General features: G+C 65.6%; 26 protein-coding genes and 1 pseudogene. 15 read left to right on the top strand and 12 right to left on the bottom strand.

Going from position 1 to position 26,638, the window contains the following annotated elements:
- Nucleotides 1–5 precede the first annotated feature (5 nt).
- Nucleotides 6–1,058 carry a metallophosphoesterase gene (locus ACJ8FR_RS01915; protein WP_407826915.1) on the bottom strand — a complete coding sequence of 351 codons (1,053 nt, stop codon included), beginning with the start codon at nt 1,056–1,058 and terminating at the stop codon, nt 6–8.
- A gap of 192 nt (nt 1,059–1,250) precedes the next feature.
- Between ACJ8FR_RS01915 and ACJ8FR_RS01920 the strand changes: the two genes are divergently transcribed.
- Both ACJ8FR_RS01920 and ACJ8FR_RS01925 read left to right on the top strand, forming a co-directional pair.
- Nucleotides 1,251–1,997, top strand: coding sequence for a Bax inhibitor-1/YccA family protein (locus ACJ8FR_RS01920; RefSeq protein WP_407826916.1), 747 nt, complete (start codon nt 1,251–1,253; stop codon nt 1,995–1,997).
- Nucleotides 1,998–2,305: 308 nt separating this feature from the next.
- Nucleotides 2,306–3,172, top strand: a complete 867-nt coding sequence (locus ACJ8FR_RS01925) for a dienelactone hydrolase family protein (protein WP_407826917.1) — start codon at nt 2,306–2,308, stop codon at nt 3,170–3,172.
- Nucleotides 3,173–3,181: 9 nt separating this feature from the next.
- On the opposite strand, the gene ACJ8FR_RS01930 is transcribed toward ACJ8FR_RS01925, so the two are convergent.
- The 4 genes and pseudogenes from ACJ8FR_RS01930 to ACJ8FR_RS01945 form a co-directional block, all read right to left on the bottom strand.
- Entirely contained in the window at nt 3,182–3,823 is a 642-nt protein-coding gene (locus ACJ8FR_RS01930) for a glutathione S-transferase family protein (protein ID WP_407826918.1), read from the bottom strand.
- A gap of 32 nt (nt 3,824–3,855) precedes the next feature.
- Nucleotides 3,856–4,368, bottom strand: a complete 513-nt coding sequence (locus ACJ8FR_RS01935; protein ID WP_407826919.1) for a CinA family protein — start codon at nt 4,366–4,368, stop codon at nt 3,856–3,858.
- The gene (locus tag ACJ8FR_RS01940; RefSeq protein ID WP_407826920.1) at nt 4,365–6,065 is read right to left on the bottom strand and encodes a M28 family metallopeptidase; all 1,701 of its coding nucleotides are present in this window, start codon (nt 6,063–6,065) and stop codon (nt 4,365–4,367) included. Before ACJ8FR_RS01940 ends, ACJ8FR_RS01935 begins: the two co-directional genes overlap by 4 nt.
- Nucleotides 6,066–6,152: 87 nt before the next feature.
- A pseudogene (locus tag ACJ8FR_RS01945) lies at nt 6,153–8,228 on the bottom strand (prolyl oligopeptidase family serine peptidase).
- A gap of 225 nt (nt 8,229–8,453) precedes the next feature.
- Here ACJ8FR_RS01945 and ACJ8FR_RS01950 point away from each other — a divergent pair.
- From ACJ8FR_RS01950 to ACJ8FR_RS01960, 3 genes are all read left to right on the top strand, one after another.
- Complete coding sequence (locus ACJ8FR_RS01950) at nt 8,454–9,674, top strand: NAD-dependent formate dehydrogenase (protein ID WP_407826921.1); 1,221 nt, start codon at nt 8,454–8,456, stop codon at nt 9,672–9,674.
- Between the two features lie 182 nt (nt 9,675–9,856).
- The gene (locus tag ACJ8FR_RS01955) at nt 9,857–10,810 is read left to right on the top strand and encodes a hypothetical protein (protein ID WP_407826922.1); all 954 of its coding nucleotides are present in this window, start codon (nt 9,857–9,859) and stop codon (nt 10,808–10,810) included.
- 36 nt (nt 10,811–10,846) lie between these two features.
- Complete coding sequence (locus ACJ8FR_RS01960) at nt 10,847–11,551, top strand: FABP family protein (RefSeq protein WP_407826923.1); 705 nt, start codon at nt 10,847–10,849, stop codon at nt 11,549–11,551.
- Between the two features lie 79 nt (nt 11,552–11,630).
- Here ACJ8FR_RS01960 and ACJ8FR_RS01965 read toward each other — a convergent pair whose 3' ends face one another.
- The 3 genes from ACJ8FR_RS01965 to ACJ8FR_RS01975 form a co-directional block, all read right to left on the bottom strand.
- A complete protein-coding gene (locus ACJ8FR_RS01965; protein ID WP_407826924.1) occupies nt 11,631–12,362 on the bottom strand; it encodes an alpha/beta hydrolase in 732 nt (243 codons plus the stop codon).
- Nucleotides 12,363–12,535: 173 nt separating this feature from the next.
- A complete protein-coding gene (gene clpA / locus ACJ8FR_RS01970; RefSeq protein WP_407826925.1) occupies nt 12,536–14,860 on the bottom strand; it encodes an ATP-dependent Clp protease ATP-binding subunit ClpA in 2,325 nt (774 codons plus the stop codon).
- A gap of 148 nt (nt 14,861–15,008) precedes the next feature.
- Nucleotides 15,009–15,209, bottom strand: coding sequence for a DUF1192 domain-containing protein (locus ACJ8FR_RS01975; RefSeq protein ID WP_407826926.1), 201 nt, complete (start codon nt 15,207–15,209; stop codon nt 15,009–15,011).
- A 69-nt stretch (nt 15,210–15,278) separates the two neighbouring features.
- Between ACJ8FR_RS01975 and ACJ8FR_RS01980 the strand changes: the two genes are divergently transcribed.
- The 8 genes from ACJ8FR_RS01980 (at nt 15,279) to queA (ending at nt 21,091) form a co-directional block, all read left to right on the top strand.
- On the top strand, nt 15,279–16,250 hold the full coding sequence (locus ACJ8FR_RS01980) for an NAD(P)H-quinone oxidoreductase (protein WP_407826952.1): 972 nt from the start codon (nt 15,279–15,281) through the stop codon (nt 16,248–16,250).
- Nucleotides 16,251–16,268: 18 nt separating this feature from the next.
- The gene (locus ACJ8FR_RS01985; RefSeq protein WP_407826927.1) at nt 16,269–16,889 is read left to right on the top strand and encodes a glutathione S-transferase family protein; all 621 of its coding nucleotides are present in this window, start codon (nt 16,269–16,271) and stop codon (nt 16,887–16,889) included.
- 100 nt (nt 16,890–16,989) lie between these two features.
- Complete coding sequence (locus tag ACJ8FR_RS01990) at nt 16,990–17,694, top strand: cell cycle transcriptional regulator TrcR (protein ID WP_407826928.1); 705 nt, start codon at nt 16,990–16,992, stop codon at nt 17,692–17,694.
- A gap of 46 nt (nt 17,695–17,740) precedes the next feature.
- Nucleotides 17,741–17,989 carry an exodeoxyribonuclease VII small subunit gene (locus ACJ8FR_RS01995; protein WP_407826929.1) on the top strand — a complete coding sequence of 83 codons (249 nt, stop codon included), beginning with the start codon at nt 17,741–17,743 and terminating at the stop codon, nt 17,987–17,989.
- Nucleotides 17,979–18,893 carry a polyprenyl synthetase family protein gene (locus ACJ8FR_RS02000; RefSeq protein WP_407826930.1) on the top strand — a complete coding sequence of 305 codons (915 nt, stop codon included), beginning with the start codon at nt 17,979–17,981 and terminating at the stop codon, nt 18,891–18,893. Before ACJ8FR_RS01995 ends, ACJ8FR_RS02000 begins: the two co-directional genes overlap by 11 nt.
- Before the next feature lie 13 nt (nt 18,894–18,906).
- A complete protein-coding gene (coaD, locus tag ACJ8FR_RS02005; protein ID WP_407826931.1) occupies nt 18,907–19,398 on the top strand; it encodes a pantetheine-phosphate adenylyltransferase in 492 nt (163 codons plus the stop codon).
- 49 nt (nt 19,399–19,447) lie between these two features.
- Nucleotides 19,448–20,038: a peptidylprolyl isomerase gene (locus ACJ8FR_RS02010; RefSeq protein WP_407826932.1), complete on the top strand. Its 591-nt coding sequence runs from the start codon at nt 19,448–19,450 to the stop codon at nt 20,036–20,038.
- Nucleotides 20,039–20,053: 15 nt separating this feature from the next.
- Complete coding sequence (gene queA, locus ACJ8FR_RS02015) at nt 20,054–21,091, top strand: tRNA preQ1(34) S-adenosylmethionine ribosyltransferase-isomerase QueA (protein ID WP_407826933.1); 1,038 nt, start codon at nt 20,054–20,056, stop codon at nt 21,089–21,091.
- Here queA and ACJ8FR_RS02020 read toward each other — a convergent pair.
- Complete coding sequence (locus tag ACJ8FR_RS02020) at nt 21,076–21,831, bottom strand: TSUP family transporter (RefSeq protein ID WP_407826934.1); 756 nt, start codon at nt 21,829–21,831, stop codon at nt 21,076–21,078. The two genes, queA and ACJ8FR_RS02020, sit on opposite strands and share 16 nt — an antisense overlap.
- A gap of 46 nt (nt 21,832–21,877) precedes the next feature.
- Between ACJ8FR_RS02020 and tgt the strand changes: the two genes are divergently transcribed.
- Together tgt and ACJ8FR_RS02030 are read left to right on the top strand one after the other, a co-directional pair.
- Nucleotides 21,878–23,005, top strand: coding sequence for a tRNA guanosine(34) transglycosylase Tgt (tgt, locus tag ACJ8FR_RS02025; RefSeq protein WP_407826935.1), 1,128 nt, complete (start codon nt 21,878–21,880; stop codon nt 23,003–23,005).
- 59 nt (nt 23,006–23,064) lie between these two features.
- On the top strand, nt 23,065–23,619 hold the full coding sequence (locus ACJ8FR_RS02030; protein WP_407826936.1) for a hypothetical protein: 555 nt from the start codon (nt 23,065–23,067) through the stop codon (nt 23,617–23,619).
- Here the strand turns inward: ACJ8FR_RS02030 and yghU are convergent, their stop codons facing one another.
- The 3 genes from yghU to ACJ8FR_RS02045 form a co-directional block, all read right to left on the bottom strand.
- Complete coding sequence (yghU, locus tag ACJ8FR_RS02035) at nt 23,620–24,525, bottom strand: glutathione-dependent disulfide-bond oxidoreductase (RefSeq protein WP_407826937.1); 906 nt, start codon at nt 24,523–24,525, stop codon at nt 23,620–23,622. It lies immediately after the preceding gene.
- 75 nt (nt 24,526–24,600) lie between these two features.
- A complete protein-coding gene (locus tag ACJ8FR_RS02040; RefSeq protein WP_407826938.1) occupies nt 24,601–25,983 on the bottom strand; it encodes a DEAD/DEAH box helicase in 1,383 nt (460 codons plus the stop codon).
- A gap of 137 nt (nt 25,984–26,120) precedes the next feature.
- The gene (locus ACJ8FR_RS02045; protein ID WP_407826939.1) at nt 26,121–26,555 is read right to left on the bottom strand and encodes a hypothetical protein; all 435 of its coding nucleotides are present in this window, start codon (nt 26,553–26,555) and stop codon (nt 26,121–26,123) included.
- Nucleotides 26,556–26,638: the final 83 nt, after the last annotated feature.

The following is a 26,638-nucleotide window of genomic DNA, read 5'->3' on the forward strand; positions in this document are numbered from 1 at the left end:
ATTCCTTACGGCGAGCGCGCCACGCTGTGCGCGGTCATCACGTCGCCTTTAATCTCGAGCCAGGTCAGCGGCCCGCCGTAAAACCGCGAGATCCCGGTATCGATGCGCGCGAGACGGCCACCGAACAGGATCTGGATCCCCGCAAGGCCCGGCGTGTGGGCGACGACCAGGCGTTGCGCATGGTAGGCGGCCAATACGGCGCCGAGCTCCTGCTCCGGTGTCAGCGGCGGAGTTGCCGGTTTCGCAGCGGCGCGAGCGGCCTGCGCGTCAGGATCGGCGGTAACCAGTCCGCGGTACCATAACGGCCCCAACGGATCGGACAGGATGCTCGCCGGGCTGTCGTCGCCCGCGGCCATGGCCGAAGCGACCCGCCGGTTGACCTCTTCCATCGGCAGCCTGGCATATTCGGCGCTGAGGCCGCCGTGCGCGAACAGGGTGCCGCCGACCCGCGCGATTGCCGGGTTGCGCGTCGCCCATTTGCCAAGCTCGCCCGACGGGCTCCAGGCGAGCCTGTGCTCGACCCAGCCGAGCGGGTGCTCGGCCATCCAGGCCGCGCGAACCTGCTCCGCGGTCGCCTTGGGGTTTGCGATGCGCGCAGCCGCCTCGAGCGCTGCGCGATTGGCCTGGTAGACGCGCTCGCGGCGCGCGGCGGACTGGCCGTCGACAAACGCCGCATATTCGCCCGGCGTCGTATAGCGATTGTCGCCGAGCAGGTTCATCGCCTCGTGATTGCCGAGGACGACGATAACCATTCCACCCTTGCGCGGCGCTTCCTTTTGCAGCTGCTGCAAGCTGCGGACGATCTTGAGCGAATCCGCCCAGCGATCTGTGATGTCGCCCATCTGGACGAGAACGGTCTTGCCGCCCGCCCAACGGCCGGAGCCATCGATCAGCCCAGCGGCGCGCGCGATGTCACGCCACGCGGAATAGTCGCCGTGGAGGTCGCCGACAGCGACGATGCGTTGCGGCGCTGCCGCGGCTGCGGGGCCGGCGAGGATGCCGCTCAACGCCGCAAGCGCGAGCGCTGCGATGCGGACCATCGGCTTGACGCGGGTCACTCTCGGCCCCTCCGGCATGGGCCTTAGTGTCGCACTGCTTCGGGCGATGGGCAATGCGGCTGCTTCGTACGCAATCATGAACAGGCGTTCAGCCATTCGCCCGTTTGTCGTGTTTCGCTTGAAGTCCCTTCGGGCATCCACGATATATTCGAACGTAGCGAACGGGCCCTTCGCCCGCGCAAAGGAGATAGAATGGCCAACTGGCAAGACCCGCAGACGACCGGCGCGACCGCCGCGACGGTAAGCGTACCGCGCGCCGCCCGCGATGTGGGCCTACGGTCCTACATGTTGTCGGTGTACAACTACATGGCATCGGGCGTGCTGCTGACCGGCATCGTCTCGATGCTGTTCGCGAACTCGAGCCTGATCAACCTGATCGTCAATCCGGCGACGGGGCACGCGACGCCGCTGTTCTGGGTCGCTTTGTTCGCGCCACTCGGGATCGTGTTTGCACTGAGCTTCGGCATCAACCGCATCTCGGCCGGTACCGCGCAAGTGCTGTTCTGGCTTTATGCGGCGCTTGTCGGCGTACAGTTCTCGAGCCTGTTCCTGGTCTACACCGGCGCTTCGATCGCCCAGGCTTTCTTCGCCACGGCCGCAGGTTTCCTCGGACTTAGCCTCTACGGCTACACGACCAAGCGCGATCTGTCGGGCTTCCGCACCTTCCTCATCATGGGCGTTGTCGGCATTTTCGCCGCGCTGCTGATCAATATCTTCCTGCGCTCACCCGCGCTGGACCTTGCGATCAGCGCGATCGGAGTGCTCCTGTTCGCGGGCCTCACCGTTTACGACACGCAGAAGATCAAGAGCATCTATTTCGCGGTCGCGGGGAACGGCGAGGCGATGGCCAAGACCGCGGTCATGGGCGCGCTCAACCTGTACCTCGACTTCATCAACATGTTCCTGTTCCTGCTTCGGTTCATGGGCAATCGCCGCTAACCGCCGCGGGACAGGGCAAAAAAGAGAGGGCCGGCGGAGCGATCCGCCGGCCCTTTTTCTTTAGGGGCAATTCCGGTCCTGCCAGTTCAAGCGGACGGTTGGCAGGACCGGACTTGTGCAAAGCAGCCGGGGGGTAAGGTGGCTGCGAAACCGGTTTAACCGAGTCGGTGTTAAGCTTGATCGAATGGACATGGTTAGCGAAACGAAAAGAAACGGCGCCCTTCGATGCGGGCGCTTGGCTGCTCGGTCTCGGATCGACTAACGAGCGATCGACAAAAGCACAGGCGCTCGTGCGAAGGAGAATTTCGATGTGCGATAGCGACAATCACCAGGGTTACATCGCCGACACGTCCTTCACCCGCCGGTCGGTCGTGCTGACCATTTCATCGGTTGCCGCCATTGCCGGACTGCCGACCGCCGCCCTGGCCGCGAATGTCACGGAAACGGACGTGATGGTCCCGACGCCCGACGGCTCGGCGGATGCGGTGCTGTTTCATCCGGCGGGGAAGGGTACGTGGCCGGCCGTGTTGATGTGGCCCGACATCCTCGGCCTGAGGCCCGTATTCAGGGAAATGGGTCGCCGGCTCGCGGCCGAAGGCTATGTCGTGCTGGTGCCGAACCCCTTCTACCGGACCAAGCGCGCGCCGATCGTGACCGGCGAGTTCGACTTCAATGATCCGAAGCAGGTCCAGCCGCTCCTCGCCTTGAAGGCCACCTTGACCGACGCCGCCATCGACAAGGATGTGGCGGCGTTCATCACCTTCCTCGACAAGCAGAAGCAAACCAATCGCCGCAAGGGCGCAGGGGTGCAGGGCTATTGCTTCAGCGGCCCGTTCGCATTCCACGCCGCGGCGGTCCGATCGGACCGGATCCGCGCGGTCGGCAGCTTCCATGGCGGCGGCCTGGTAACCAAGGACGCGAACAGCCCGCATTTGCTGATCCCCAAGACGAAGGCGAGCTTCGTGGTGGCGATCGCGCGTAACGACGACCAGAAGCAGCCCGAGGCGAAGACCATATTGAAGGCGGCGTTCGCAGCCGCCAAGCGTCCGGCGGTGGTCGAGGTTTATCCCGCGGATCATGGCTGGTGCGTGCCGGGCAGCCAGGTTTACGATCACGCGTCAGCAGAGCGGGCCTGGGCCGAGTTGCTGCGCCTGTATCGCGCGAACCTCGCCTGACGCGGGCGCTTAGACCGGCTGCGGCTGAGCAGGGCTTGCCTGCATCTCGGCGATGATCGCTTCGTCGATCTCATTCGCGCGCTTGTACGCATCGCGCGCCTGCAGACGCTCGCGGTATCTGAGGAAGCTGTCGCGCTCGGGCAGCATGCCGAATTGCAGCGGGAACATGATCTGCGAGCCGACATAGACGTCGGCGGCCGTGAAGCGGTTGCCGCAGACATAATCGTGCAGCGACAATAGCTCGTCGACGGCCGCGACAGCTCTTTCGAAATTGCCGTAGCCGAACATGCGTTCGCGCTCCTGCGGCACCTGCCAGCCCATCGCCTGGTTGGAGACGGCGGCTTCGAGCGGACCCGCGGCGTAGAACAGCCAGCGGTAATAATCGGCCTTCTCTTCCTCGCGTGGGCCGAGCCCCGCCTGCGGGAAGACATCGGCTAGATAGGCGCAGATGGCCGCGCATTCGGTGACCACGCGGCCGTCGTGCTTGATCGCCGGCACCTTACCGAGCGGATGGACGGCGAGATAGTCCGGGCTCTTCATCCGGTCGTAGGCGATGACTTCGGTCTCGTAGAGCTGGCCGACCTCCTCGAGCATCCAGCGGACGATCCGTCCGCGCGACTGCGGGTTGGTGTAGAAAATGAGGTCGGCCATTTCGCGACTCCTCGTTTGGAACAAAGCACGAACTACTCCCGTTCGAGCGCCTGCTCAAGCATCACCAGCATGGCTTTCAACGATCGCACGCGAATGGCGCCGCGGCCCACGGCGCCGAAATGCTCCTCGCGGGCGAGCGTCGGGCCGCCGCGACGCGCCAGTGCCATGTGCACCAGGCCTTCTTCATTGCCGGGCCCCGCCGGCCCGGCAAAGCCGGTGACGCCGATCGCCAGGTCCGCCCGGCTGCGCTTGAGTGCCCCTTCCGCCATCGCCCGCGCGACGACTTCGGAGACTGCATCATTTTGATCGAGGAGGCTCGGCTCGATCCCGAGCAACTCGGCCTTGGCGTCCTTGGTGTAGGCGACGAAGCCGCGCTCGAAGCCGTGTCCGGCGCCTTCGATGTCGGTCAGCAAAGCGGCGAGCATTCCGCCTGTGCAACTCTCGGCGGTGGCGACCGTGAGGTTACGGTCGCACAGCCGGTGCATCAGCCGCTCGGCCTGCTGGTCCAGATGATCGGGAAGCGCAGGCTGGAGCGTCTCGCTCAACCGCGCTCACCCTTCTTGGGCGCTGGCGCGGGAAGGGAAGTGGCTGGACCGCCGCGCTCGACCGCCGAGCGGTCGCGCGCCGCGCGGAATTCGCTGTCCGGGCTCCAGTTTGGCCACTCGCGCGAATTGGCGAGGTGAAGTCCAAGCTGGTGCAGCAGCTCCGAATCCTCGGCCATGCCGGATAGGTCCCAGTTGGGCGACCATTCGTCGCTCGGCTGATGATAGTGGTTCTTGTTATAGTCCTCGGTGTGGGCCTCGCCCGCCGCCGTCCCGCCATTCACCAGGTCGAGCCCCGGCGTGAAGCTGATTGCCGGAACACCCTGCTGGGCGAAGGAGAAATGGTCGGAACGGTAGAATCCGCCGGTCTCCGGGTGCGGGTCGGGCGTGTAATAGCGGCCTTGCAGCTTGCCTTGCGCGATCAGGTCGTCGAGCAGCCCGAGCTTGGCGGTGCCCCGGATCGTGAAGTCCTTCTCTTTGCCCCAGACGTTCATCACGTCGACGTTGAGGACTCCGACGGTCTTGCCGATCGGGTAGAGCGGGTGGGCCGCGTAATATTTCGATCCGAGCAATCCTTTCTCCTCGCCGGTGACGGCGAGGAACACGATCGAGCGGTCGGGGCGCGGGCCATGGGCGAAGACACGCGCCTGCTCGATCAATTGGGCGATGCCGGTGCCGTTGTCGATCGCTCCATTGTAGATCCGGTCGCCGCGAGCATCGGGCGTGCCGATGCCGAGATGGTCCCAGTGCGCCGAGTAGATGATCGTCTCGTCCGGATATGTCTTGCCGGGCAGCAGCCCGACCACATTGTGCGAAGTGACGACATTGGTGTTGGCCGCATAATGGGCGGACAGGGTCGCTTTGAGCGGGATCGGCTGGAAGTCGCGCCGCCTAGCCGCCGCTTTGGCCTGCTCGAAATCCAGCCCCGAGCGCTGGAATAGCTGAACCGCGAGCGGCCGCTGGATCCAGCTTTCGAGCGACGAATGCTCGGCCGCGGGATTGTCGCGCACGATGTCGAACTGCGGGATAGTGTTGGAGTTCTGCACGACCCCCCAGCCGTAGGAAGCGGGAGCCGTCTCATGGACGATGATCACGCCCGCCGCGCCGCGGCGTGCCGCTTCTTCGAATTTGTAGGTCCAGCGGCCGTAATAGGTCATTGCCTTGCCGCCGAAATCGCCTTCCCCGCCTTCGAAGTCGGGGTCGTTGATGAGCAGGACGAGGATCTTGCCGTGCACGTCCTGGCCCTTGAAGTCGTCCCAGTTACGTTCGGGAGCCGCCACTCCGTAACCGACGAAGACCAACGGAGCGTTGTTGATGTCGACCTGCTTCGCGCCGTTGAGGGGCGCGAGCACGGCCATGTCGCCGCCCTGGCGAAGCGGAACGACTGTGCCGTTCTCGTTGAGGCTGAGCGACGGCGTGCCGGCGATCTCCGAACGCAGCAGCGGAACCGACTGGAACCAGCTCCGCTGCCCATTGACCATATCGCCGCCCGGCTGAGCGCCGGCGGCCTGGAACTGCTGCGCGATATAGTCGATCACCTTGGGCTCGGCGGGTGTCGCCGGGCCGCGCCCTTCGAACGCATCCGAGGATATCGCCTTGTCGATGTCGGACAGGCGCTGGGGGCTGAATCCGTCGATCGATGCGGCGGCCAAGGGAACCGCGGCCAGCGTCATTGCGCTCGCCGCAAAACAGCGGGTCATCCTCACGTCATTTCTCCCAACAATCGTGTGCACGACAAGCCACCGGCCATGACGGCCAGCGCCCGAAATGGTTGCACGGCCTGTTAATCAGGGCGTGTTGTCGGCGATCGGCCGCGGAGCCTTGTCGGTGCGGTATCGGTCGAACCAGGCGAGGATCGCGCTCGATTTGGCCGCCGCCTGGCTCGGCCGCGCGGCGATCGTCCCGTGGCTCGCGCCGGGCACTTTTACCAGCGCCGTCGGAATGCCGCGCAGCCGCAGCGCCGTGTAATATTGCTCGGCCTGGTTGACCGGGGTGCGGTAATCTTCGCTGCCGACGACGACGAGGGTCGGAGTCTTGACGTTGCCGACGAGGCTCAGCGGCGAATATTTCCAATAGCCCTGCGGGTCCTCCCACGGCTTTTGCTTGCGCCAATAGGGCGAGAAGCCGTTGGCGAAATCCGTCGTAAGCGCAAAGCTCGCGAGCTCGATCACGGGTTTTTGCGTCGCCGCGGCGCGGAAGCGGTCGGTCTTGCCGACGATCTACGCAGTGAGCACGCCGCCGCCCGAGCCGCCGGTCACGAACAGATTGTTCGGGTCGACGTGTCCGCTGGCGATGGCCGCATCGACCGCGCTCATCAAATCGTCATAATCGTGGCCCGGGTAATCCTGCTCGATCAGGCCGGCGAATTGCTCGCCATAACCAGTCGAGCCGCGCGGGTTGGTGAACAGGACGACATAGCCGGCGGACGCGTAGAGCTGGTCGTCGGTCGAGAAGCTCGGCCCGTAGTCCGCCCACGGGCCACCATGAATCTCCAAGATCAGCGGATATTTGCGTGCCGGATCGAAGTCGGGCGGGGTGATCATCCACGCATCGATCGGCCGCCGGTCATAGCTCGACATCACGGGCAGCTTTTGCATCTGCGCCAATGCCTTCGAGCCGAGCAGGCTATCGTTGAGGCGCGTCAGGCGCCGGATTCCGCCGCCCGCAGCGATGCCGATATCCGAGGGGTGTGTGGGATCGCCCATCGTCACCGCCACGGCGCCGTTCCTGGCGACGCTGAACTCGCCGCCAGTATAAGGCCGATCGAGACCGGAACCCGTCAGGCCGGAGGCGACCACCCGCAGCGAGCCGTCGAGCCCGACCCGCGCGACGCGCTTGATGCCCCCTTCGTCGTAAGAGATGTAGACAGAGCGGCTGTCGGGCGACCACAGCACGGCGTCGATGCCGCGGTCGAGGCCCGGCGCGAGGTCTCGCCCGCCCGAGCCGTCGAGGTTCATCACGCTGACGTGATTGTTCTGATAGGCGAGGCCGCGGTCGTCGTAGCCGAGATAGGCGATATGGCGCCCGTCGGGCGACACCACAGGGCTGAAATCCGGACCCTTGCGGTGGGTGAGAGCGACCGGAGCGCCGCCGCCGACCGCGACGCGATAGACTTCGCTTTCGTTGGGCTCGAGCTGCCAATTCTTGCCGAGATTGGCGCCAAACAGCACCGACTGGCCGTCGGGGGCCCACGACACCTGCGACCCGGCGTTGGTCGGACCGAAGGTCAGCTGGATCGGCGCGCCGCCGTCGGCCGCGACCCAGAAAATCTGGTTGTAGCCGGGCTTGAGATAGCCTTCGTCGTCGGTGCGGTAGGTGACCGCGTCGATGACCTGCAGCGGATCGGCCCATTTCGCGCCCTCGGGCTTGGGTGGCGCCGAGCCGAGGCGCATCGCCTCGTCGGGGACAAACATCGAATAGGCGATGCGCCGGCCGTCGGGCGACCAGGCGATGCTGTTGGGACTGTCGGGAAGGCCAGTGATGCGCGCGCTCTCGCCGCTCGCCACCCAGCGCACGAACAGCTGCGGATTGCCGCCGTCGGACCCGACATAAGCGAGGCGGGTGCCGTCCGGCGACCAGCGCGGCGAAGAATAAGAGCCGGCGCCGGCGACGAGGGGATGCTGCTGACCCGACGCGACATCGACCAGCCAGATCGTCGGCCGCGCCTTGTCGGTCATGATGTCATTGGACTTGCGGACGTAGGCGATGGTGCGCCCGTCGGGGCTGATCTGCGGATCGGTCGCGACCTCGAGGCTGAAAAGGTCGGAGCCGGCGAGATAGCGGCTGGGGCCGGTGGCCGGAGCGGCTGCGGCGGGCGGGTTGAGCGCGGTCGCGGCAAACAGGATCGCCAGCGGCGAAAGCATGCGGGTCGGGTTCAATGCGGGACTCCCGTCGAGCGGTGGACGCCGCACGATTGAACTTTCTTCGACCGGCGGCAAGCGGCCAGGCGACAAACCACAGCGTCGCCAGCGAAACAGCAGCTGTGATGCCTGCAAATATGATAGGATGTTCACCGTTCGGCCACAGGCCCAAGGGGCCGCCGGGCCTAATGCGTGCCATTCCCTCCAAGGAAATGAAAGGCACCTGCAATGGCGAAGATTCTCTGCGTTCTCTATGACGATCCGGCCGACGGATATCCCTCGAGCTACCCGCGCGACGACCTGCCGCGAATCGAACGCTATCCCGACGGACAGACGCTGCCGACCCCGAGCGCGATCGACTTCAAGCCGGGACAGCTGCTGGGCAGCGTGACGGGCGAGCTCGGGCTTCGGCGTTTTTTAGAATCGGCCGGCCACCAGTTCGTCGTCACGTCGGACAAGGACGGCCCGAACTCCGTGTTCGAGCGCGAGCTGGTCGACGCCGACGTCGTCATTTCCCAGCCCTTCTGGCCGGCCTATCTGACCGCCGGGCGGATCGCCAAGGCCAAGAACCTCAAACTGGCCATCACCGCCGGCATCGGTTCGGACCACGTCGACCTGCAGGCGGCGACCGCGCGCGGGATCACCGTCGCAGAGGTCACCTTTTCCAATTCGATCAGCGTTTCCGAACATGTCGTGATGATGATCCTGTCGCTGGTCAGGAATTATTTGCCGTCATGGGAAGTGGTGAAGGCCGGCGGCTGGGACATCGCCGATTGCGTCGAGCGGTCCTACGATGTCGAAGGCATGCATGTCGGCACCGTCGCCGCCGGGCGCATCGGGACGGCGGTCCTGCGGCGGCTCAAGCCGTTTGACGTCCACCTCCATTATTACGATCGCCACCGGCTCCCGCTGGAAGTCGAGCGCGAGCTGGGCGTGACCTGGCATGACAGCGTCGAGGACATGATCGCGGTGTGCGACGCAGTGACCATCAACGCGCCGCTTCACGCCGAAACCGAGAATTTGTTCGACGAGAAGATGATCGGCAAGATGAAACGCGGCGCCTATCTGGTGAACACCGCGCGGGGCAAGATCGTGAACCGCGATGCCGTCGTCGCAGCGTTGGAGAGCGGCCAGCTCGCCGGCTATGCGGGGGACGTATGGTTCCCGCAGCCCGCGCCGCGCGACCACCCCTGGCGGACCATGCCGCACCACGGCATGACCCCGCACATCTCGGGCACCTCGCTGTCGGCGCAGGCGCGGTACGCGGCCGGCACGCGCGAAATCCTCGAATGCTTCCTCGACGGACGGGCGATCCGCGACGAATATCTGATCGTCGAAGGCGGCCGTCTCGCCGGCGCCGGCGCCCACAGCTACAGCGAGGGCGACACGACGCACGGATCGGAGGAAGCAGCGCGGTTCAGCGCGCGCGAAGCGGTTCCGGCCAAGTAGCAACGGCCCGCTGACCGGCATGTCCGGTGTCCAGCTTATGGATGGGCACCAAAATTTTATTGGCCGGATGCGGGCATCGGCTGATTGAGCTTCATCGAATTTGACGAGTCAGTTCCGGAAGCCGCGGCAAGCATTGACGCCTAGCCGCGGCTTTTCGGTCAACTGACTTGGGAGGGCGCTCGATGAAGCTGGTTTGGGCCGCACTCGCGGCCGTGCTCGCATGTTCAACGCCGTTCGCGGCCGATGCGGCACAGTCGCCGCATGCCGATTCCGCGAAAGTGGAGCAGCTCCGCGCGGCGATGAAGTCCGCCCGCTGGACGGGGCCGCTGCTTGCCTCGACCGCCGAAACCCTGCCGCACGGGCATTTCTACACCGAGCCCTATTTCTACGACGTCATCGTGGGAGGCGATCATCATCCGGGCTCGAGCGGCTTTTATCAGTACGGACTGCTCGACAATCTGACCGTAGGGCTGCAGCCGAGCTTCGCCACGGCGACGAACCGGATCGGGCGGGGGATGGCGATCGGCGACTTCAAGCTGCTGTCGCAGCTGCGCTTGACGCATTTCACGCCGGACCATCGCGTGCCGACGATCGCGCTCGTGCTCAACGAGGTGATCCCAACCGGCAAGTTCGACCGGCTCGGGCCGACGCAGGAAGGCCACGGATCCGGCGCCTTCGCGACCGAGGTCGGGGTCAACGTCCAGCATTGGTTCCTGCTGAGCAACGGCCGGCTGTTGCGCGCGCGGATCAACGTCCTGCAGCGCTTCTACAACAAGGCGCGCGTCGCGGGCCGAAGCGTTTACGGCACCGACGCAGCCTTTCGCGGCCATGCGCGGCCCGGTCCGCGGACGACGCTGATCGGTGCGGTCGAATACAGCCTGACGAACGAATGGGTGCTGGCGTTCGACGTCGAGGCCGACTTTGCCGGGCCCACCACGGTCACCGGCCAGGAGACCAGCGCCGGGCCGCTGATCCGGACCCGGTCGCCGGCCAGCCGCGATATCGGCTTCGCCCCGGCGGTCGAATATAATTGGAGCCCGAGCACCGGTGCGCTGCTCGGCGTGTGGATCATCCCCAAGGGCCACAACTCACCGGCCTCGGTCACGCCGGCGATCGCGATCAGCCGCTTCTGGTAGCCGCAGGCCCGAATTGGTAGGGCGCGCCAGACGCGCATGGACACGCCCCAACCCAAGACCACGATCCTCGCCGGGCCGCGAAAATTCCCGGACGACATCTTCACCGAGCCGGCCGAGGTCGATCCCGACACGCTGGCGAATCTCGGGCCGCTCCGTCGGCTGGCCGGCACGTGGCAGTCGATGGTCGGAGCCGACGTAAACCCGAAGGCCGAGGGCCCGGAGCGGCGGCAATATAGCGAGCATGCCGTGTTCGAGCCGATCGACCCGCAGGCGAACGGGCCGCAGCTATTCTACGGGCTGCGCTATCACATGCATATCAATACCCCCGAGGAGGATATCACTTTCCACGACCAGGTCGGTTATTGGCTGTGGGAGCCGGCGACCGGGCTCGTGCTTCAGTCGCTCACCATTCCCCGAGGCCAGGCGGTACTAGCGGCCGGGCGCGCGACCCCGGCCGACGACCGGCTGGTGCTGACCGCCGAGCGCGGGCGCACCGACCATGGCATCGTCTCGACCGAATTCCTCGAATATGCGTTCCGCACCGACGCCTATCGGATCGAGGTGACCTTCAATCCCGACGGGTCGTGGAGCTACGTGCTGGAGACGAGCCTGGCGGTGCGCGGCCAGGAAGGCCTGTTCAACCACCGGGACACCAATCGGCTGGTCAAGGTCGAAGAGCCGCAGCCGAACCCGCTGATGCGGATCCTGGGTGCGCGGGAAGCTCCTCCTGGCGCCGGCTAGGGATTATCCACCGCCGTCAAAAGGGGCCGGGAACTCGCCCCGGCCCCATCGCGATCAGGCTGCCCGCGGGCGGTCCTCCTTATTCGGCAGGGACGGGCTGTTGCGCGACCGTCGCGGCCTCAACCGCAGCAGAGGCGGCCTGCTCGATCACCGCGGCCACCGCTTCCGGACGGGAAACATAGACGGCGTGGCTGCCCGGACTTTCACTGACCACTGATCCGGCGCGCTGCGCCATTTGGCGCTGGGCCGGAGGCGGGATCATGTGATCCTCGGTCGCCACCAGATAATGGCTCGGCTTCGATCTCCACGCGGCAGTCTTCACCGCGCCGCCGGCTGCATCAACTCCCCACGGAACTTGCGCGTCAGCCATGAACTGAGCGGTCGCAGGGTCGACGTCCGCTGCGAACGAGGCCGCGAACTGCGCCTTATCCAGCGCCAGGAATCCGTCCTGCGGAGGAAGAATCGGCGGGGCGGACGCGCCGGGAGGCGGATTGGCGATCAGCGTTTGAACCGACTCGCCTACGTCTGGAGCGAAGGCGGCGATATAGACCAGGCGGCTAACCTTCGGATCGTTGCCGGCTTCGGTGATGACCACACCACCGTAAGAGTGTCCGGCGAGGACGACGGGGTGCCTGGCGCTGGCAATCGCCCGCCGGGTGAAGGTCACATCGTCGGCGAGCGATATCGTGGGGTTCTGGACGACGATCACCTCGTAGCCGTCCCTGGTCAGGATGTCGTGGACGCCCTGCCAGCCGGAACCATCGACGAAGCCGCCGTGAACAAGGACAATGCTAACGGATTTGTCGGTCATGTGTGGGCTCCTCGTTTTCGCTATCCGCTTGGGGAGGGTGCGCTGCTACAAGGCCACTTCGAGCCGCATCGGCCAGGCCGAACTTACCTGCTGTTCTGCAGGCCGCCGATAAGCTCTCGGAAGCTGGAAGTCGAACGGGAAAGCAGGAGGCCGGGATTATCCCGTCCCAATCCTTACTCGGCCGCCGGAGCGTCTCCGCTGGCTTTCTTCTTGGCCTTGGGCTTGACCTTTGACGGCTTGGGCGCGGCGGGGACGATCTCGAACGCCGGGGCATTGTCCTTGATCCGGACCTTGACCTCGCCGCCGTTGACCAGCTTGCCGAACAGCAATTCCTCGGCGAGCGGCTGCTTGATCTTCTCCTGGACCAGCCGCCCCATCGGCCGCGCGCCGTAGAGCTTGTCGTAGCCGCGGGTGACGATCCATTCCCGTGCTTCGTCGTCGAGCTCGATGTGGACGTTGCGGTCGGCGAGCTGAAGCTCGAGTTGGAGGATGAACTTGTCGACGACCCGCGCGACGACCGCCGGCGGCAGGTAGCTGAAGGGCACGATCGCATCGAGCCGGTTGCGGAACTCGGGCGTGAACATCTTCTTGACCGCATCCTCCTGCATGTCCTCGCGATTGGATGCACCGAAGCCGATGCCCTCGCGCGCCATGTCCGACGCCCCGGCGTTGGTGGTCATGATGAGGATGGTGTTGCGGAAATCGACGGTCTTGCCGTGGTGGTCGGTGAGCTTGCCGTGGTCCATCACCTGCAGCAGGATGTTGAACAGGTCCGGGTGCGCCTTCTCGATTTCGTCGAGCAGGAGCACGCTGTGCGGATGCTGGTCGACCGCGTCGGTCAACAGCCCGCCTTGGTCGTAGCCGACATAGCCTGGCGGCGCGCCGATCAGCCGGCTGACGGCGTGGCGCTCCATATATTCGGACATGTCGAAGCGTTGCAGCGGAATGCCCATGACCGAGGCGAGCTGGCGCGCGACCTCGGTCTTGCCGACGCCGGTCGGGCCAGAGAACAAATAATTGCCGATCGGCTTGTCGGCATCGCGGAGCCCGGCGCGCGACAGTTTCATCGCGGAGGCGAGCTTTTCGATCGCGAGGTCCTGGCCGAACACGACGCGCTTCAAATCGGCGTCGAGATGTTCGAGCACGTGCTTGTCGTCGGCCGAAACCGACTTGGGTGGAATCCGCGCCATGGTCGCGACCACCGCCTCGATCTCCTTGGGCGTGATGATCTTCTTGCGCCGCGACGGCGGCACCAGCATCTGCATCGCGCCGACTTCGTCGATCACGTCGATCGCCTTGTCGGGCAGCTTGCGGTCGTGGATGTAGCGCGCCGATAGCTCGACCGCGCTCTTCACGGCGTCGGGCGTGTAGCGGACGTTGTGGTGCTGCTCGAACGAGGAGCGCAGCCCGGCGATGATCTTGATCTTGTCTTCGATCGTCGGCTCGTTGACGTCGATCTTCTGGAACCGGCGAAGCAGCGCGCGGTCCTTTTCGAAATGGTTGCGGAACTCCTTGTAGGTGGTCGAGCCGATGCAACGGATCGCGCCGCTCGACAGCGCGGGCTTCAGCAGGTTCGACGCGTCCATAGCGCCGCCGGACGTGGCGCCGGCGCCGATCACGGTGTGGATCTCGTCGATGAACAGGATCGCGTGCGGCAGCTTCTCGAGCTCGGAGACGACCGACTTGAGCCGTTCCTCGAAATCGCCGCGATAGCGGGTGCCGGCGAGCAGCGCGCCCATGTCGAGGGCGTAGATGACGGCCGGCTTGAGCACCTCGGGCACGTCGCCCTCGATGATCTTGCGCGCGAGGCCCTCGGCGATCGCGGTTTTGCCCACGCCGGGGTCACCGACGTAAAGCGGGTTGTTCTTCGAGCGGCGGCAGAGGATCTGCACCGTGCGGTCGACCTCGGGCATGCGGCCGATCAGCGGATCGACCTTGCCCGCCTTGGCCTTCTCGTTGAGGTCGACGGTAAACTGCTTGAGCGCCGACTCCTTCTTGCCGCTTTCCTTCTCGGTCTTTTCCTCGGTTCCTTCCGGGGCCCGAGTCTCGGCCGGCGTATCGCCCTTGCCGACGCCGTGGCTGATGTAGGTCACCGCATCGAGCCGGCTCATGTCCTGCTGCTGGAGGAAATAGACCGCGTAGCTCTCGCGCTCGGAGAAGAGGGCGACGAGGACGTTGGCGCCGGTGACGTCGTCGCGGCCCGACGACTGAACGTGCAGGATCGCGCGCTGGACGACGCGCTGGAAGCCGCTGGTCGGTGTGGGATCGGTCGCGCTGTCGGCGACGAGCGCCCCAAGCTCATTGTCGAGATATTGCTTGACGCTGGAGCGCAGGTCGTCGCGGCTGACGCCGCACGCGGTCATGACTTTTGAGGCGTGCTCGTCGTCAACCAGCGCGATCAGAAGATGTTCGAGGGTCGCATACTCGTGCCGGCGACGGCTGGCTTCCCCCAGCGCATTGTGGAGGGTCTGTTCGAGTTCGCGAGCGAAACTAGGCATTTAGGCTGTTGCTCCCGCTCCCGCGGAGGAGCCCGCGGGCTTTGAATTGAATGTCATACGCGCCGACGCGGCAATCAAGTGCCGTATCGCGGCTTTTCAACAGTTATTGGCTTTGAAATGTTGGCAGTCGATGAACGGCGGCGCGCATCTAGGACTTCTTGAACAGTTCCTCGGCCGCCGAGCGGTGCGTTTGCGCTCGCTTCATATGGGCTTCGACGCGCGCGATTTCGGCTTTTAGCGCCTCGATCCGCTCCTCAAGCTCGTCGACCGACAGCGGATCGAGGTCCTGCTTGCCGAGCGCGACGAGCGGATCGTCGGGCTTGCTCGGGAAGAGTTCTTCCAGGTCCATGGCGCCGGAATCGTTGACCCATAGGCCTTCCCTGTCAATAAGCCGCGCGTGCCGGGCCTTCCATCATCCATGCTCGCGGTCGTCGCCGACGGCGAAGGCGGGCTGAGCGTGGTGCAGCAGCCGATACCGCAGCCCGCGACCGGCGAGGTGCTGGTCAAGGTCGCCGCCGCCGGGGTCAACCGCCCCGACGTGCTGCAGCGGCGCGGCATGTACCCGCCGCCGCCCGGAGCGCCCGATATCCTCGGGCTCGAGCTCGCCGGCAAAGTGGTTGCGGCGGGCGCGCGCGCCGAGTCCCTTATCGGTCAGACGGTCTGTGCTTTGGTCGCCGGCGGCGGCTATGCCCAATATTGCCTCGCGCCCTCGGGGACCTGCCTGCCGGTGCCGGAGGTGCTCTCGCTGGTTGAAGCCGCGGCCACGCCCGAGACCCTGTTCACGGTCTGGGTGAACCTGTTCGAGCGCGGTTTCGCCGCCGAGGGCGACTGGGTGCTCGTCCACGGCGGGACCAGCGGCATCGGGACGATGGCAATCGCGCTTGGCAATTTGTTCGGCCTCAAACTCATCGTGACTTGCGGCACGGACGAGAAATGCGCCCGGGCGATTGAGCTCGGCGCCGTCGCCGCGATCAATTACCGGACGCAGGATTTCGTCGAGGAGGTGCACCGCGTCACTGCCCGGGCGGGCGTGAACATCGTCATCGATATGGTCGGCGGCGACTATGTGCCGCGCAACCTCGCCTGCCTCGCCGAGGAGGGCCGCCACGTATCCATCGCGGTCCAGCGCGGTCCCAGCGCGGAGGTCCAGATTTTCGACATCATGCGCCGCCGGCTGACCCTTACCGGGTCGACGCTCCGGCCGCGTCCGATCGAGTTCAAGACCATGGTCGCCGATGAAATTTCAAGGACCGTTTGGCCGTATGTCGAAGGCGGGCGGCTGAAACCGGTGATCGACAAGGTGTTTCCGCTAACGGAAGCCAATGAGGCGCACGAACGCATGGAGGCCGGCGATCATGTCGGGAAGATCGTCCTTGAAGTCGCTCACTAGGCGCCGGGAATTGAACCAATGACCGACACGCTCGTGCTCCATGAATTTTCGGAGTCGGGGAATTGCTACAAGGTGCGGCTCGCCGCTGCGATGGTCGGCAAGCCCCTCGACCGCCGAGAATATGACATCACCAAGGGCGAGACCCGCACGCCCGATTTCCTGGCGACAGTCAGCCGCGAGGGCCGCATCCCCGTGCTCCAGGTCGGCGACCGTTTCATTCCCGAGAGCAACGCCGCTTCTTATTATGTCGCCGACGGCTCGAACCTGATCCCGACCGACCCGTTCGACCACGCCGATATGCTGCGCTGGATGTTCTGGGAGCAGTATAGCCACGAACCGAACATCGCGACGCTGCGCTTCTGGATGCGCTGGCTCGGGCCGGACAATCTGAGCGACCTGCAGCGGCTGCAGATGCCGGCGAAGCGCCAGGCGGGCAATGCGGCATTGAAGCTGATGGACGAGCATCTCAGCCGCCAGGAATGGTTTGTCGGCGGCTCAATCAGCCTCGCCGACGTCTGCCTGTTCGCCTACACCCACGTTGCCGGCGACGCCGAGTTCGACCTTGAGCGCTATCCCAATGTCGTGAAGTGGATCGAGCGCGTGAAGGGCGACCCGCGTTATATCGCAATGGATTCCTAAAGCGCCTTGCCCCCACTGCGGCCGGGGGCTACATCGCGCTCCAAGCCGGCCGCTCCGAAAGGGGCGGCCCATTTCATTTCTAATGACGGAGACATCTGCAGTGGCCCAGCCCCTGATGCCCCATGCGACCGCCTCATGGCTGGTCGAAAATAGCTCGCTTACCTTCGAGCAGATCGCCGAATTCTGCGGCCTGCACATCCTCGAGGTCCAGGCGATCGCCGACGATACCGCCGCGACCAAGCTCACCGGCCGCGACCCGATCCGTGCCGGCGAGCTGACCCACGCCGAGATCGAAAAGGGGCAGAACGACCCCGAATACCGGCTGCAGATGCACAAGGCGCCCGAAGCGGTGCGGCGCACGCGCGGGCCGCGCTACACGCCCGTCAGCAAGCGCCAGGACAAGCCCGACGGCATCTACTGGATCATCAAGAATCATCCGGAGGTCACCGACGGCCAGATCAGCAAGCTGATCGGCACGACCCGCACCACCATCGCCGCGATCCGCGACCGCAGCCATTGGAACATCGCGAACATCACGGCCAAGGATCCGGTGACGCTGGGCCTCACGACCCAGCGCGAGCTCGATGCCGCGGTGGCCAAGGCCGCCAAGGCGGCCGGCATCCCGGCGCCGACCGACACCCGGTTCGACAGCGACCGCGAGGCGCTGATCGAGGAATTGCGCGGCGAGCGTGAGCGCCATGTCCGCGAGGCCGAGGCGGCGCTTGCGAACGCGGGCGACGAAGCCCTGAGCGACGAAATCTTCCCGGGCATCCGCGACCCTTTCAAGAACACGCCGGCCGAATAGGCCTTCGCCTTGATTCGACTGCGGGTGAGGCTCAAAACAACAGCCCATGGCAACCGCTGAAAATGATGTCGGGCAATTGAGCTTCGAGGCCGCGCTTGCGCGGCTCGAGGAGATCGTCCGCACGCTCGAAAAGGGCGAGGCGCCGCTCGACCAGTCGATCACGCTGTATCAGGAAGGGGATCGGCTGAAGCGGCATTGCGAGGCGCGGCTCAAGGACGCGCAGGCGCGGATCGAGCAGATCGCGTTCGGCAGCGACGGCAAGCCGGCGGGGCTGAAGCCGTTTGATGCCGGTTGAGACGGTCGACCGGCTCGCCCAGGAGCTCGATGCCGAGGGGCGTCGCGTCCGCGCCGACGTCGACAGCTTTTTCGCCAAGCTGCTCGCGCCGACCGGCGACAAGCGCGAGCGGCTGTTCGAAGCCATGCGCCATGCCGCGATCGGCGGCGGCAAGCGCCTTCGGCCGCTGCTCACGGTGGCGGCTTCGCGATTGTTCGCCATCGACCCGAACCGGGCGCTGCGCGTCGGCTGCGCGATCGAGGCGGTCCACGTCTATTCGCTGATCCACGACGATCTGCCGTGCATGGACGACGCCGACCTGCGCCGCGGCAGAGCGACGGTCCACAAGGCGTTCGGCGAGGCGGAGGCGGTGCTTGCCGGCGACAGCCTTCACGCGCTCGCCTTCGAGATTCTCGCCGATCCGCAGACCAACAGCGATCCCTGGGTGCGCTGCGAGCTGGTACTCGAGCTGGCGCGCGCCGCTGGCCCCAACGGCATGGCCGGGGGGCAGATGATGGACCTCGTCGCGGAGGGCGCCGAGCTCGACCTCGCGGCGATCACGCGGCTCCAGCAGCTCAAGACCGGCGCCCTGATCGAATATGCGGTCGAGGCGGCGTCGATCATGGCCAAGCTGCCGGTCGAGGGGCGGCGGCCCTATCGCGGCTATGCGCGCAACATCGGGCTCGCGTTCCAGATCGCCGACGACCTGATCGACCACAGCGGGGATGAGGCCGCGGCTGGTAAACCCACCGGCAGGGACGCCAGCGCAGGCAAAGCGACGTTCGTCTCGCTGCTCGGCGAGGGCCGCGCGCGCCAGCAGGCCGGGCTGCTCGTCGAGCAGGCGATCGAGCATCTGTCGGGGCACGGCGAGGAAGCGGACCTGTTGCGCGCAATCGCGCGCTTTGCCATCGAGCGCGATCACTAGGGGGAGTGAGCCGGTGAAAATCGCAGTCTATCCCGGCACGTTCGATCCGGTGACGCTTGGGCACATAGACATCATCCGCCGTGGCGCGCACCTCGTCGACAAGCTGGTCATCGGGGTCACGACGAACCCGTCCAAGGAGCCGATGTTCGCGGTCGTCGACCGGCTGGCGATGGTGAAGCGCGAAGTCGCAGGGATTGCCGGGCAGATCGAGGTGGTGGAGTTCGATTCGCTGCTCATGGACTTCGCTGAAAGCCAAGGCGCGACGGCAATCCTGCGCGGGCTGCGGGCGGTCGCCGACTTCGAATATGAGTTCCAGATGGCGGGCATGAACCAGAAACTCAACGAGAACATCGAGACCGTCTTTCTGATGGCCGACGTGTCGCTGCAGCCGATCGCATCCAAGCTGGTCAAGGAGATCGCGCGCTTCGGCGGTTCGATCGACAAGTTCGTGCCGCCCGCGGTTGCGGAGGATGTCCGCCGCCACCTGATCAGCGGTTCACGCTGAAGTCAGTACCCGCCGCGCATCAGCGCGCCGAAAGTCACCGGGGAGGAATATGAAGTCTTTGCTGCTGTTGCCGTTCGCGGCCTTGCTGATCGCCGCCAAGCCGGCGCCGCTTCCGCCGCCGATGCCGAGCCTCGTCGCGCCGGCCGAGGTCGCTGCGAACAAGGCGAACCATTTGTTCATCCAGCTGTCGACCGGCGGCACGGTCGAGATGGTACTTCGGCCCGACCTCGCGCCGCGCCATATCGAGCGCATCCAGACCCTGGTCCGCCGCGGTTTTTATAACGGGCTGACGTTCCACCGGGTCATCCCGGGGTTCATGGCCCAGGGCGGCGACCCCAAGGGAACCGGCGAGGGTGGCTCGGATCTGCCCGACCTCAAGGCCGAGTTCACCGCAGCGCCGTTTCTTCGCGGAATGCTTGGGGCGGCACGGGCGACCAGCCGGGATTCGGCCAACAGCCAGTTCTTCATCATGCTCGCGCCGCATCCGGAGCTGGACAATAATTACACCGTCATGGGCCGCGTCGTCGCGGGAATGGATGCGGTCGACGCGATCGCGCCGGGCGAACCGCCGGCGCAGCCGACGACGATCGTCAAAGCCTATCTCGGGGACGCCGCACCGGCTTCCGCCGCCGCCAAGTAGCGCTATGGCGGCGCGATGCGCGTCGACCTGTTCGATTTCGACCTTCCGCAAGACCGCATCGCGCTGAGGCCGGCGCGGCCGCGCGACAGCGCCCGGCTGTTGCTCGTCGAAGGCTCGCAAATCTCCGATCACCAGGTGCTCGACCTGCCCGGCCTGCTGCGGTCGGGCGACGTGCTGGTGTTCAACGATACCAAGGTGATCCCGGCGCAGCTGGAGGGGACGCGCGGGGACGCCAGCATCGGCGCGACGCTGCATAAACGCGAGGGGCCGCGTGAGTGGCAGGCGTTTCTGCGCAACGCCCGGCGCGCGCGGGTCGGGGACAAGATCGATTTCGGCGCCGGGGTGAGCGCGTCGGTCGTCGACAAGCCGGAGGACGGGTCGGCGCTGCTCCATTTCCATGGGGACGAGCCGGTTGAGCTGCTCCTGGAAAGGGCAGGACGAATGCCTCTGCCGCCCTATATCGCCTCGAAGCGGCCCGCCGACGCGGAGGACCGCGCCGATTACCAGACGATGTTCGCGCGCAAGGAGGGCGCGGTCGCGGCGCCGACCGCGGCGCTGCACTTCACCCCGCGGCTGCTGGAGATGCTGGATTTGAGGGGCGTGAGCCGCGAGACGCTGACCCTGCACGTCGGCGCCGGGACCTTCCTGCCGGTCAAGACCGAGGTCACCAGCGCCCATAAGATGCACGCGGAATGGGGCCGCATTGACGCGGCGACGGCGGTTCGTTTGAACGAGGTCCGCAAGAGCGGCGGGCGATTGATCGCGGTCGGCACGACCAGCCTGCGCCTGCTCGAAAGCGCGGCCGGCGAGGACGGCGCCATCCGCCCGTTCGAGGGTGACACGGCGATCTTCATCACGCCCGGCTATCGCTTCAAGGCAATCGACGGGCTGATCACCAACTTCCATTTGCCGCGTTCGACGCTGTTCATGCTGGTCAGCGCGCTGATGGGGCTCGACGTCATGAAGTCGGCGTATCTCCACGCGATCGACGCGGGCTACCGCTTCTACTCCTATGGCGACGCTAGCTTGCTTCTGCCTCAGCTGCTGAAATAACCCCAGAGCAGCCGCCCGGTCAGCGCCAGGGAAATCGTCACCAGCAGCGGGCGGATAAGGCGCGCGCCGAAGCGCAGCGCGCTGTGCGACCCGAGCCAGCCGCCGGCCATCGCTCCGGCGGCCATGCACAGGCCGAGCAGCCACGCGAGGTGGCCGTCAAGCGCAAAGACGAGGAGGCTGGCACTTGCGCTCGTCAGGTTGACCAGCTTCGTCAGAGCCGTCGCCTTGGTGAGGCCGTAGCCCCGAAGAGCGACCAGGCTGGTCGTGTAGAAGGTTCCCGCTCCCGGCCCGAAAAAGCCGTCGTAGAAACCAATTGCGCTGCCGATTGGTGCATAACCATTAGACGTCACGCGATGGTGCGCGTCCTCATCGGTCATCCGCGGCGAAAGCAGGATGTAGAGCGCCGCGGCGATGAGCAGCAGCGGAACGATGAGATTGAGGATGCGCGTGCGGATCAGCTGGACGACCAACGCTCCAGCGACCGCACCGACGAACACCAGCGCAACCGTCAGCCGATTGGGGCGCCATTCGACCAGACCCGAACGCCAGTAATTGCGCAGCGCCACGGCGGTGCCGAACACCGACTGAAGCTTGTTGGTGCCGAGTGCGTAGAGCGGCGGCACACCGGCGAACAGCAGCGCCGGGATGATGACGAGGCCGCCGCCGCCCGCGATCGCATCGACGAAGCCGGCAACGGCAGCCACGGCGGTCAGCGCAAAATAGACCCAGGGCTCGAGCATGCGGCGGCTGTAGCCGCGGCGAGGAGCGCTCGCTAGGACCGCGCCCGTGACGCGCTTCGCCTTCTCGATTTCAGCGACCGGCGGCGCCGCGCGTGCGGGCGTCATCGGCATGCAGCGCGGCGAGATCCGCACTCCCGCGTTCATGCCGGTGGGCACCGCGGCGACGGTCAAGGCGATGCGGCCGGAGGAAGTGCGCGCGAGCGGCGCCGACATCATCCTCGGCAACACCTATCATTTGATGCTTCGGCCGGGCGCGGAGCGGATCGCGAAGCTCGGCGGACTACACAAGTTCATGGGCTGGGAGCGGCCGATCCTGACCGACAGCGGCGGCTACCAGGTGATGAGCCTCAGCGAGCTGACTAAGGTCACCGAGGAGGGGGTAGCGTTCGCGAGTCATCTCGATGGATCGCGGCACATGCTGTCGCCCGAGCGATCGATCGAGGTGCAGCGGTTGCTCGGCTCCGACATCGTGATGCAATTCGACCAGCTGGTGCCCGCCGCCGCGACCCGCGACCAACAGCGCGAGGCGATGGAGCGGTCGATCCGCTGGGGGAGACGCTCGCGCGAAGAGTTCGACCGGGGCGGCGAGCATGCCGAACGGGCGGCGATCTTCGGCATTCAGCAGGGCGCGCTTGACGAGCAGTTGCGCAAGGCATCGGCCGAGGGCCTGATCGACGTGGGCTTCGACGGCTATGCGGTTGGCGGCCTCGCGGTGGGGGAGGGGCAGGAGGCGATGCTCGGCTGCCTCGACTTCGCCGCCGGAATGCTCCCGGCCGACAAGCCCCGCTATTTGATGGGGGTCGGCAAGCCCGACGATATTGTCGAAGCCGTATTGCGGGGGATCGACATGTTCGACTGCGTGTTGCCGACGCGCTCGGGCCGCACCGGGCAGGCGTTCACCGCCGCTGGGCCGCTGAACATGCGCAACGCCCGCTTCGCCGACGACGTGGAGCCGATCGAGCCCGGCTGTTCGTGCCCGGCGTGCAGCACATTCAGCCGCGCCTACGTCCATCACTTGGTCAAGTCGGGCGAGATCCTGGGCGCGATGCTGATGACCCAGCACAATCTGTGGTTTTACCAGCGGCTGATGGACGGCCTGCGCGAAGCGATCGCGGGGCAGCGGCTTCACGCATTCGCGAGTGAATTCCTGACGAAGTACCGGCGCGCGGCTTGAGCTAATTGTCGGTCGCGCCACCAGATGGTAGCGTTACCACTCAATTTCGGAAGACGACCATGCGACGCTTTTTCGCCGTCTCGACCTTGGCCGGCCTGCTCGCCTTGCCAGCCCATGCCGCTCCAGCGCCGCAGGAGAGTTGGGGCAAGGCCGGCGTATCGCTGGCGCAATATCGCCAGGACTCGGTCGAATGCGGCCTAAAGGGCCATTACACCGACGTTTCGAATACGCAGGACGCGCAGGTGCTGATCAATGCATCGCGTCAGCTGGACACGATCCAGGGTACTTTTGCGCCCAACACGACCGGCGCGTCGCCTTCGGGGCCTCCACCCTCGGACGCGAACCAGATAGGCCAATATGCCGCGACGCAGCAGCATATCGTCGACAATGCTCGTCCCGAGCTGCGCTACCGCAACATCAAGCACACGCTGGAAGCGACGACCGCCGATTGCCTCATGCAGCGCGGTTATTCGAAGTTCACCCTGACCGACGAGCAGCGCCGCGCGTTGCGCAAGCTCAAGCCGGGATCGGACCAACGGCGCGCGTATCTGCACGCCCTCGCTAGCGATCCGTTGGTGCTGCAGATTCAGAAGGCGGCAACCCCGCGGCCGTAGCTAGATCGCGTCGTCCTTGACCGCCTCGGACTGATCGAGGGCCAGACCCTTGATCTTCTCCTCGGTGCGGAGGTCGAAGTCGCTGGCGTCGTGGCGCTCGTGCAGCTGCTCGCTTTCGTCGCCGCTGAGCCTGTTGACGATGCGGCCGCGTTTCACCGCAGGACGCTCGGCGATCGCTCGCGCCCAGCGCAGGACATGCTCATATTCATGCGTGGCGAGGAAGACGTCGGCGCCTTCGTAGGTCTTGCCGAGCGCGAGCTGCCCGTACCACGGCCAGATGGCGATGTCGGCGATGGTGTAGTCGGGGCCGGCGACATATTCGCTGGTCTCAAGGCGCCGGTTGAGCACGTCGAGCTGGCGCTTGGCCTCCATCGCGTAGCGGTTGATCGCATATTCGATCTTCTCCGGCGCGTAGGCGAAGAAGTGGCCGAAGCCGCCGCCAAGGAAGGGCGCGCTGCCCATCTGCCAGAACAGCCAGGAGAGCGTCTCCGCGCGGCCGGGGCCTGAAGCAGGAAGGAATTCGCCGAACTTCTCGGCGAGGTGGAGCAGGATGGCGCCGGATTCGAACACGCGCACCGGCTCGGGACCGCTGCGGTCGACCAGCGCCGGGATCTTCGAGTTGGGGTTGATGTCGACAAAGCCGCTGCCGAATTGATCGCCGTCGCCGATACGGATCGGCCAGGCGTCATATTCGGCATCGGCGTGACCTCTCGCGAGCAGCTCCTCGAACATGATTCCGACCTTCTGGCCGTTGGGCGTGGCGAGCGAATAGAGCTGGAACGGATGCTTGCCGACCGGGAGCGCCTTGTCGTGGGTCGGGCCGGCGATCGGGCGGTTGATGCTCGCGAACTGGCCGCCGCTCGGCTGTTCCCACTTCCAGACTTTCGGAGGCTCGTAGTCGGTCATAAGGGTTCCTTCGCTTGCACGGCCCACGAAGGAGCTAGGAACCGCCGGCAGCGCTTTCCAGTGTCAGGCTTGTAACTAGCCGGCGCTCTTCGACAGGAAACTGGGGAGCGGACCGTTCCACTCGCTCTTGATATCCTCGACCACAGGCATGCGGTCAGCTTTCGATTCCGGCACCGGATCGTGCTTCGGCATTTGATCCTGCTCGCGCTTCGGCTCTTGCACACGCTCGGGCTGCGGCGGTTTGGCCCGCTCGCGCTTGGGTGCGGATTTTGCGCGTTTCGGCTCGGCGCCACGCGGCTCGGCCTTCCTGGGCGCAGCCTTCTCAGGCGCGGGCTGCGGGTCGGGCGCCTTGCCGGAGCGCGCGATCTTGAGGCCGGTGAGTTTCTCGATCCCGGCGACGGCTTCGGCATCCTGCCTGGTGGCGAGGGTAATGGCGATGCCAGTCATACCCGCGCGTCCAGTGCGGCCGATGCGGTGGATATAGTCGTCCGGCTGCCACGGCACGTCGAAGTTGATGACATGGCTCACGCCTTTGACGTCGAGCCCGCGCGCTGCGACGTCGGACGCGACGAGGATGTTGATTTCGTCGCGCTTGAATCGATCGAACTCGGCGATCCTGTCCGCCTGGTCCATGTCGCCCTGGATCTGCCCGACCTTGAAGCCTGAGCGCTTGAGGCTCGACGCGAGCTCGCGGACGGTCGTCTTGCGGTTGCAGAAGACGATGGCGTTCCTGAATTCTTCATGGCGGAGGATGTCGCGCAGCGCGTCCTTTTTCTTGTCGGCGCTGACGTCGACCAGACGCTGCTCGATGTTGACGTTGGCGGTGGCCGGCCGCGCAACCTCGACGCGCTTCGGGTCGTTGAGGAACTTGGCCGCCAGCTTCTGGATCGGCGGCGGCATGGTCGCCGAAAAGAGCAAGGTCTGGCGCGACTTGGGGAGCTTGGAGCAAATCTCCTCGATGTCGGGGATGAAGCCCATGTCGAGCATGCGGTCGGCTTCATCGATCACCAGCAGGTTGCAATCGTTGAGCATGATCTTGCCCCGCCCGAACAGGTCCATCAGGCGGCCCGGTGTGGCGATCAGCACGTCGACACCCTTTTCGAGCGCCTTGACCTGGTCGCCCATCTGCACGCCGCCCATCAGCAGCGCCATCGAGAGCGGGTGATATTTTCCGTATTTCTCGAAATTCTCGGCGACCTGCATCGCCAGCTCGCGAGTCGGCTCGAGAATGAGAGACCGCGGCATGCGCGCTCGGCTGCGGCCGTGGTGGAGGATGTCGATCATCGGCAGCACGAAGCCGGCGGTCTTGCCGGTGCCGGTCTGGGCGATGCCGACCAGGTCCTTGCCCATCAGAACCGACGGAATGGCGGCGCGCTGGATGGGAGTCGGTTCATTATATCCGCTGTCATTGACCGCGCGGAGCAGTTCGTCGGAAAGGCCGAGATCGGCAAAAGTCATTCAAAATCCGGATGATGGAGTGAGCCGCGGCTTCTTACGGCCGGTTCGGCAATCGCGCGCTCGCGGCTATGCCGCACGCCTTGCGCTTGTCAAGGAATGTGGGGTTCGAAGTGTCGGATTCCAACCGGCGAGAAGGATCAGTGGCGTAGCCTTGGGAGCAGTTGCCTGAAGCGCTCGATCGTGCAGCTGCCGCCGATCCGCGAGTGGACCGCGTCGCGCCGCGCGCACACGCGCTCGTCGGCCGGCTGCAGGTAAACGCCGCCGTAAAAGTCGAGCGCAGGACAATCCTCGTCGAACTGCGCGCGGATCCGTGCATGGTTGCCGAGAACGAAGTCGACCTGCTGAGGCCCTGACAGAAGCACCCGCTGGATCGCGGCGGCCGGAATGCACTTGGGGCCCTTCGTCTCGACCCACTCAATCTCGGGCAGTAGAGGACGCGGCTGAATCGGGATGCGCAGGATCACCTCGTCCTGGACGATCAGGCGCGTGACCGACTGGCTGACGGCGCCGGGTTGCTCGCCGATCAGGCCGAGCAGCAGCGGCACGAGCTTCCAGACTGTCCCGACGATCACTAACGGCCCAACCCCATGGGCGGCGGCTTCGCAGCAAAGCGTTGAATGTTCAATGAACTGAACGCCTCGCGCCGTCTGCGTGG

It is taken from the genome of Sphingomonas sp. (genome assembly GCF_045810705.1).
Taxonomy (GTDB): Bacteria; Pseudomonadota; Alphaproteobacteria; order Sphingomonadales; family Sphingomonadaceae; genus Sphingomicrobium.

What these genes read in the sequence shown, in the direction of transcription:
- ACJ8FR_RS01920 (WP_407826916.1), top strand. Translation starts at nt 1,251, where the DNA reads ATGGCCAACTGGCAAGACCCGCAGACGACCGGCGCGACCGCCGCGACG.
- ACJ8FR_RS01925 (WP_407826917.1), top strand. Translation starts at nt 2,306, where the DNA reads ATGTGCGATAGCGACAATCACCAGGGTTACATCGCCGACACGTCCTTC.
- ACJ8FR_RS01930 (WP_407826918.1), bottom strand. Translation starts at nt 3,823, where the DNA reads ATGGCCGACCTCATTTTCTACACCAACCCGCAGTCGCGCGGACGGATC.
- ACJ8FR_RS01940 (WP_407826920.1), bottom strand. Translation starts at nt 6,065, where the DNA reads ATGACCCGCTGTTTTGCGGCGAGCGCAATGACGCTGGCCGCGGTTCCC.
- ACJ8FR_RS01950 (WP_407826921.1), top strand. Translation starts at nt 8,454, where the DNA reads ATGGCGAAGATTCTCTGCGTTCTCTATGACGATCCGGCCGACGGATAT.
- ACJ8FR_RS01955 (WP_407826922.1), top strand. Translation starts at nt 9,857, where the DNA reads ATGAAGCTGGTTTGGGCCGCACTCGCGGCCGTGCTCGCATGTTCAACG.
- ACJ8FR_RS01960 (WP_407826923.1), top strand. Translation starts at nt 10,847, where the DNA reads ATGGACACGCCCCAACCCAAGACCACGATCCTCGCCGGGCCGCGAAAA.
- ACJ8FR_RS01965 (WP_407826924.1), bottom strand. Translation starts at nt 12,362, where the DNA reads ATGACCGACAAATCCGTTAGCATTGTCCTTGTTCACGGCGGCTTCGTC.
- clpA (WP_407826925.1), bottom strand. Translation starts at nt 14,860, where the DNA reads ATGCCTAGTTTCGCTCGCGAACTCGAACAGACCCTCCACAATGCGCTG.
- ACJ8FR_RS01975 (WP_407826926.1), bottom strand. Translation starts at nt 15,209, where the DNA reads ATGGACCTGGAAGAACTCTTCCCGAGCAAGCCCGACGATCCGCTCGTC.
- ACJ8FR_RS01980 (WP_407826952.1), top strand. Translation starts at nt 15,279, where the DNA reads ATGCTCGCGGTCGTCGCCGACGGCGAAGGCGGGCTGAGCGTGGTGCAG.
- ACJ8FR_RS01985 (WP_407826927.1), top strand. Translation starts at nt 16,269, where the DNA reads ATGACCGACACGCTCGTGCTCCATGAATTTTCGGAGTCGGGGAATTGC.
- ACJ8FR_RS01995 (WP_407826929.1), top strand. Translation starts at nt 17,741, where the DNA reads ATGGCAACCGCTGAAAATGATGTCGGGCAATTGAGCTTCGAGGCCGCG.
- ACJ8FR_RS02000 (WP_407826930.1), top strand. Translation starts at nt 17,979, where the DNA reads ATGCCGGTTGAGACGGTCGACCGGCTCGCCCAGGAGCTCGATGCCGAG.
- ACJ8FR_RS02010 (WP_407826932.1), top strand. Translation starts at nt 19,448, where the DNA reads ATGAAGTCTTTGCTGCTGTTGCCGTTCGCGGCCTTGCTGATCGCCGCC.
- queA (WP_407826933.1), top strand. Translation starts at nt 20,054, where the DNA reads ATGCGCGTCGACCTGTTCGATTTCGACCTTCCGCAAGACCGCATCGCG.
- ACJ8FR_RS02020 (WP_407826934.1), bottom strand. Translation starts at nt 21,831, where the DNA reads ATGCTCGAGCCCTGGGTCTATTTTGCGCTGACCGCCGTGGCTGCCGTT.
- ACJ8FR_RS02030 (WP_407826936.1), top strand. Translation starts at nt 23,065, where the DNA reads ATGCGACGCTTTTTCGCCGTCTCGACCTTGGCCGGCCTGCTCGCCTTG.
- yghU (WP_407826937.1), bottom strand. Translation starts at nt 24,525, where the DNA reads ATGACCGACTACGAGCCTCCGAAAGTCTGGAAGTGGGAACAGCCGAGC.
- ACJ8FR_RS02040 (WP_407826938.1), bottom strand. Translation starts at nt 25,983, where the DNA reads ATGACTTTTGCCGATCTCGGCCTTTCCGACGAACTGCTCCGCGCGGTC.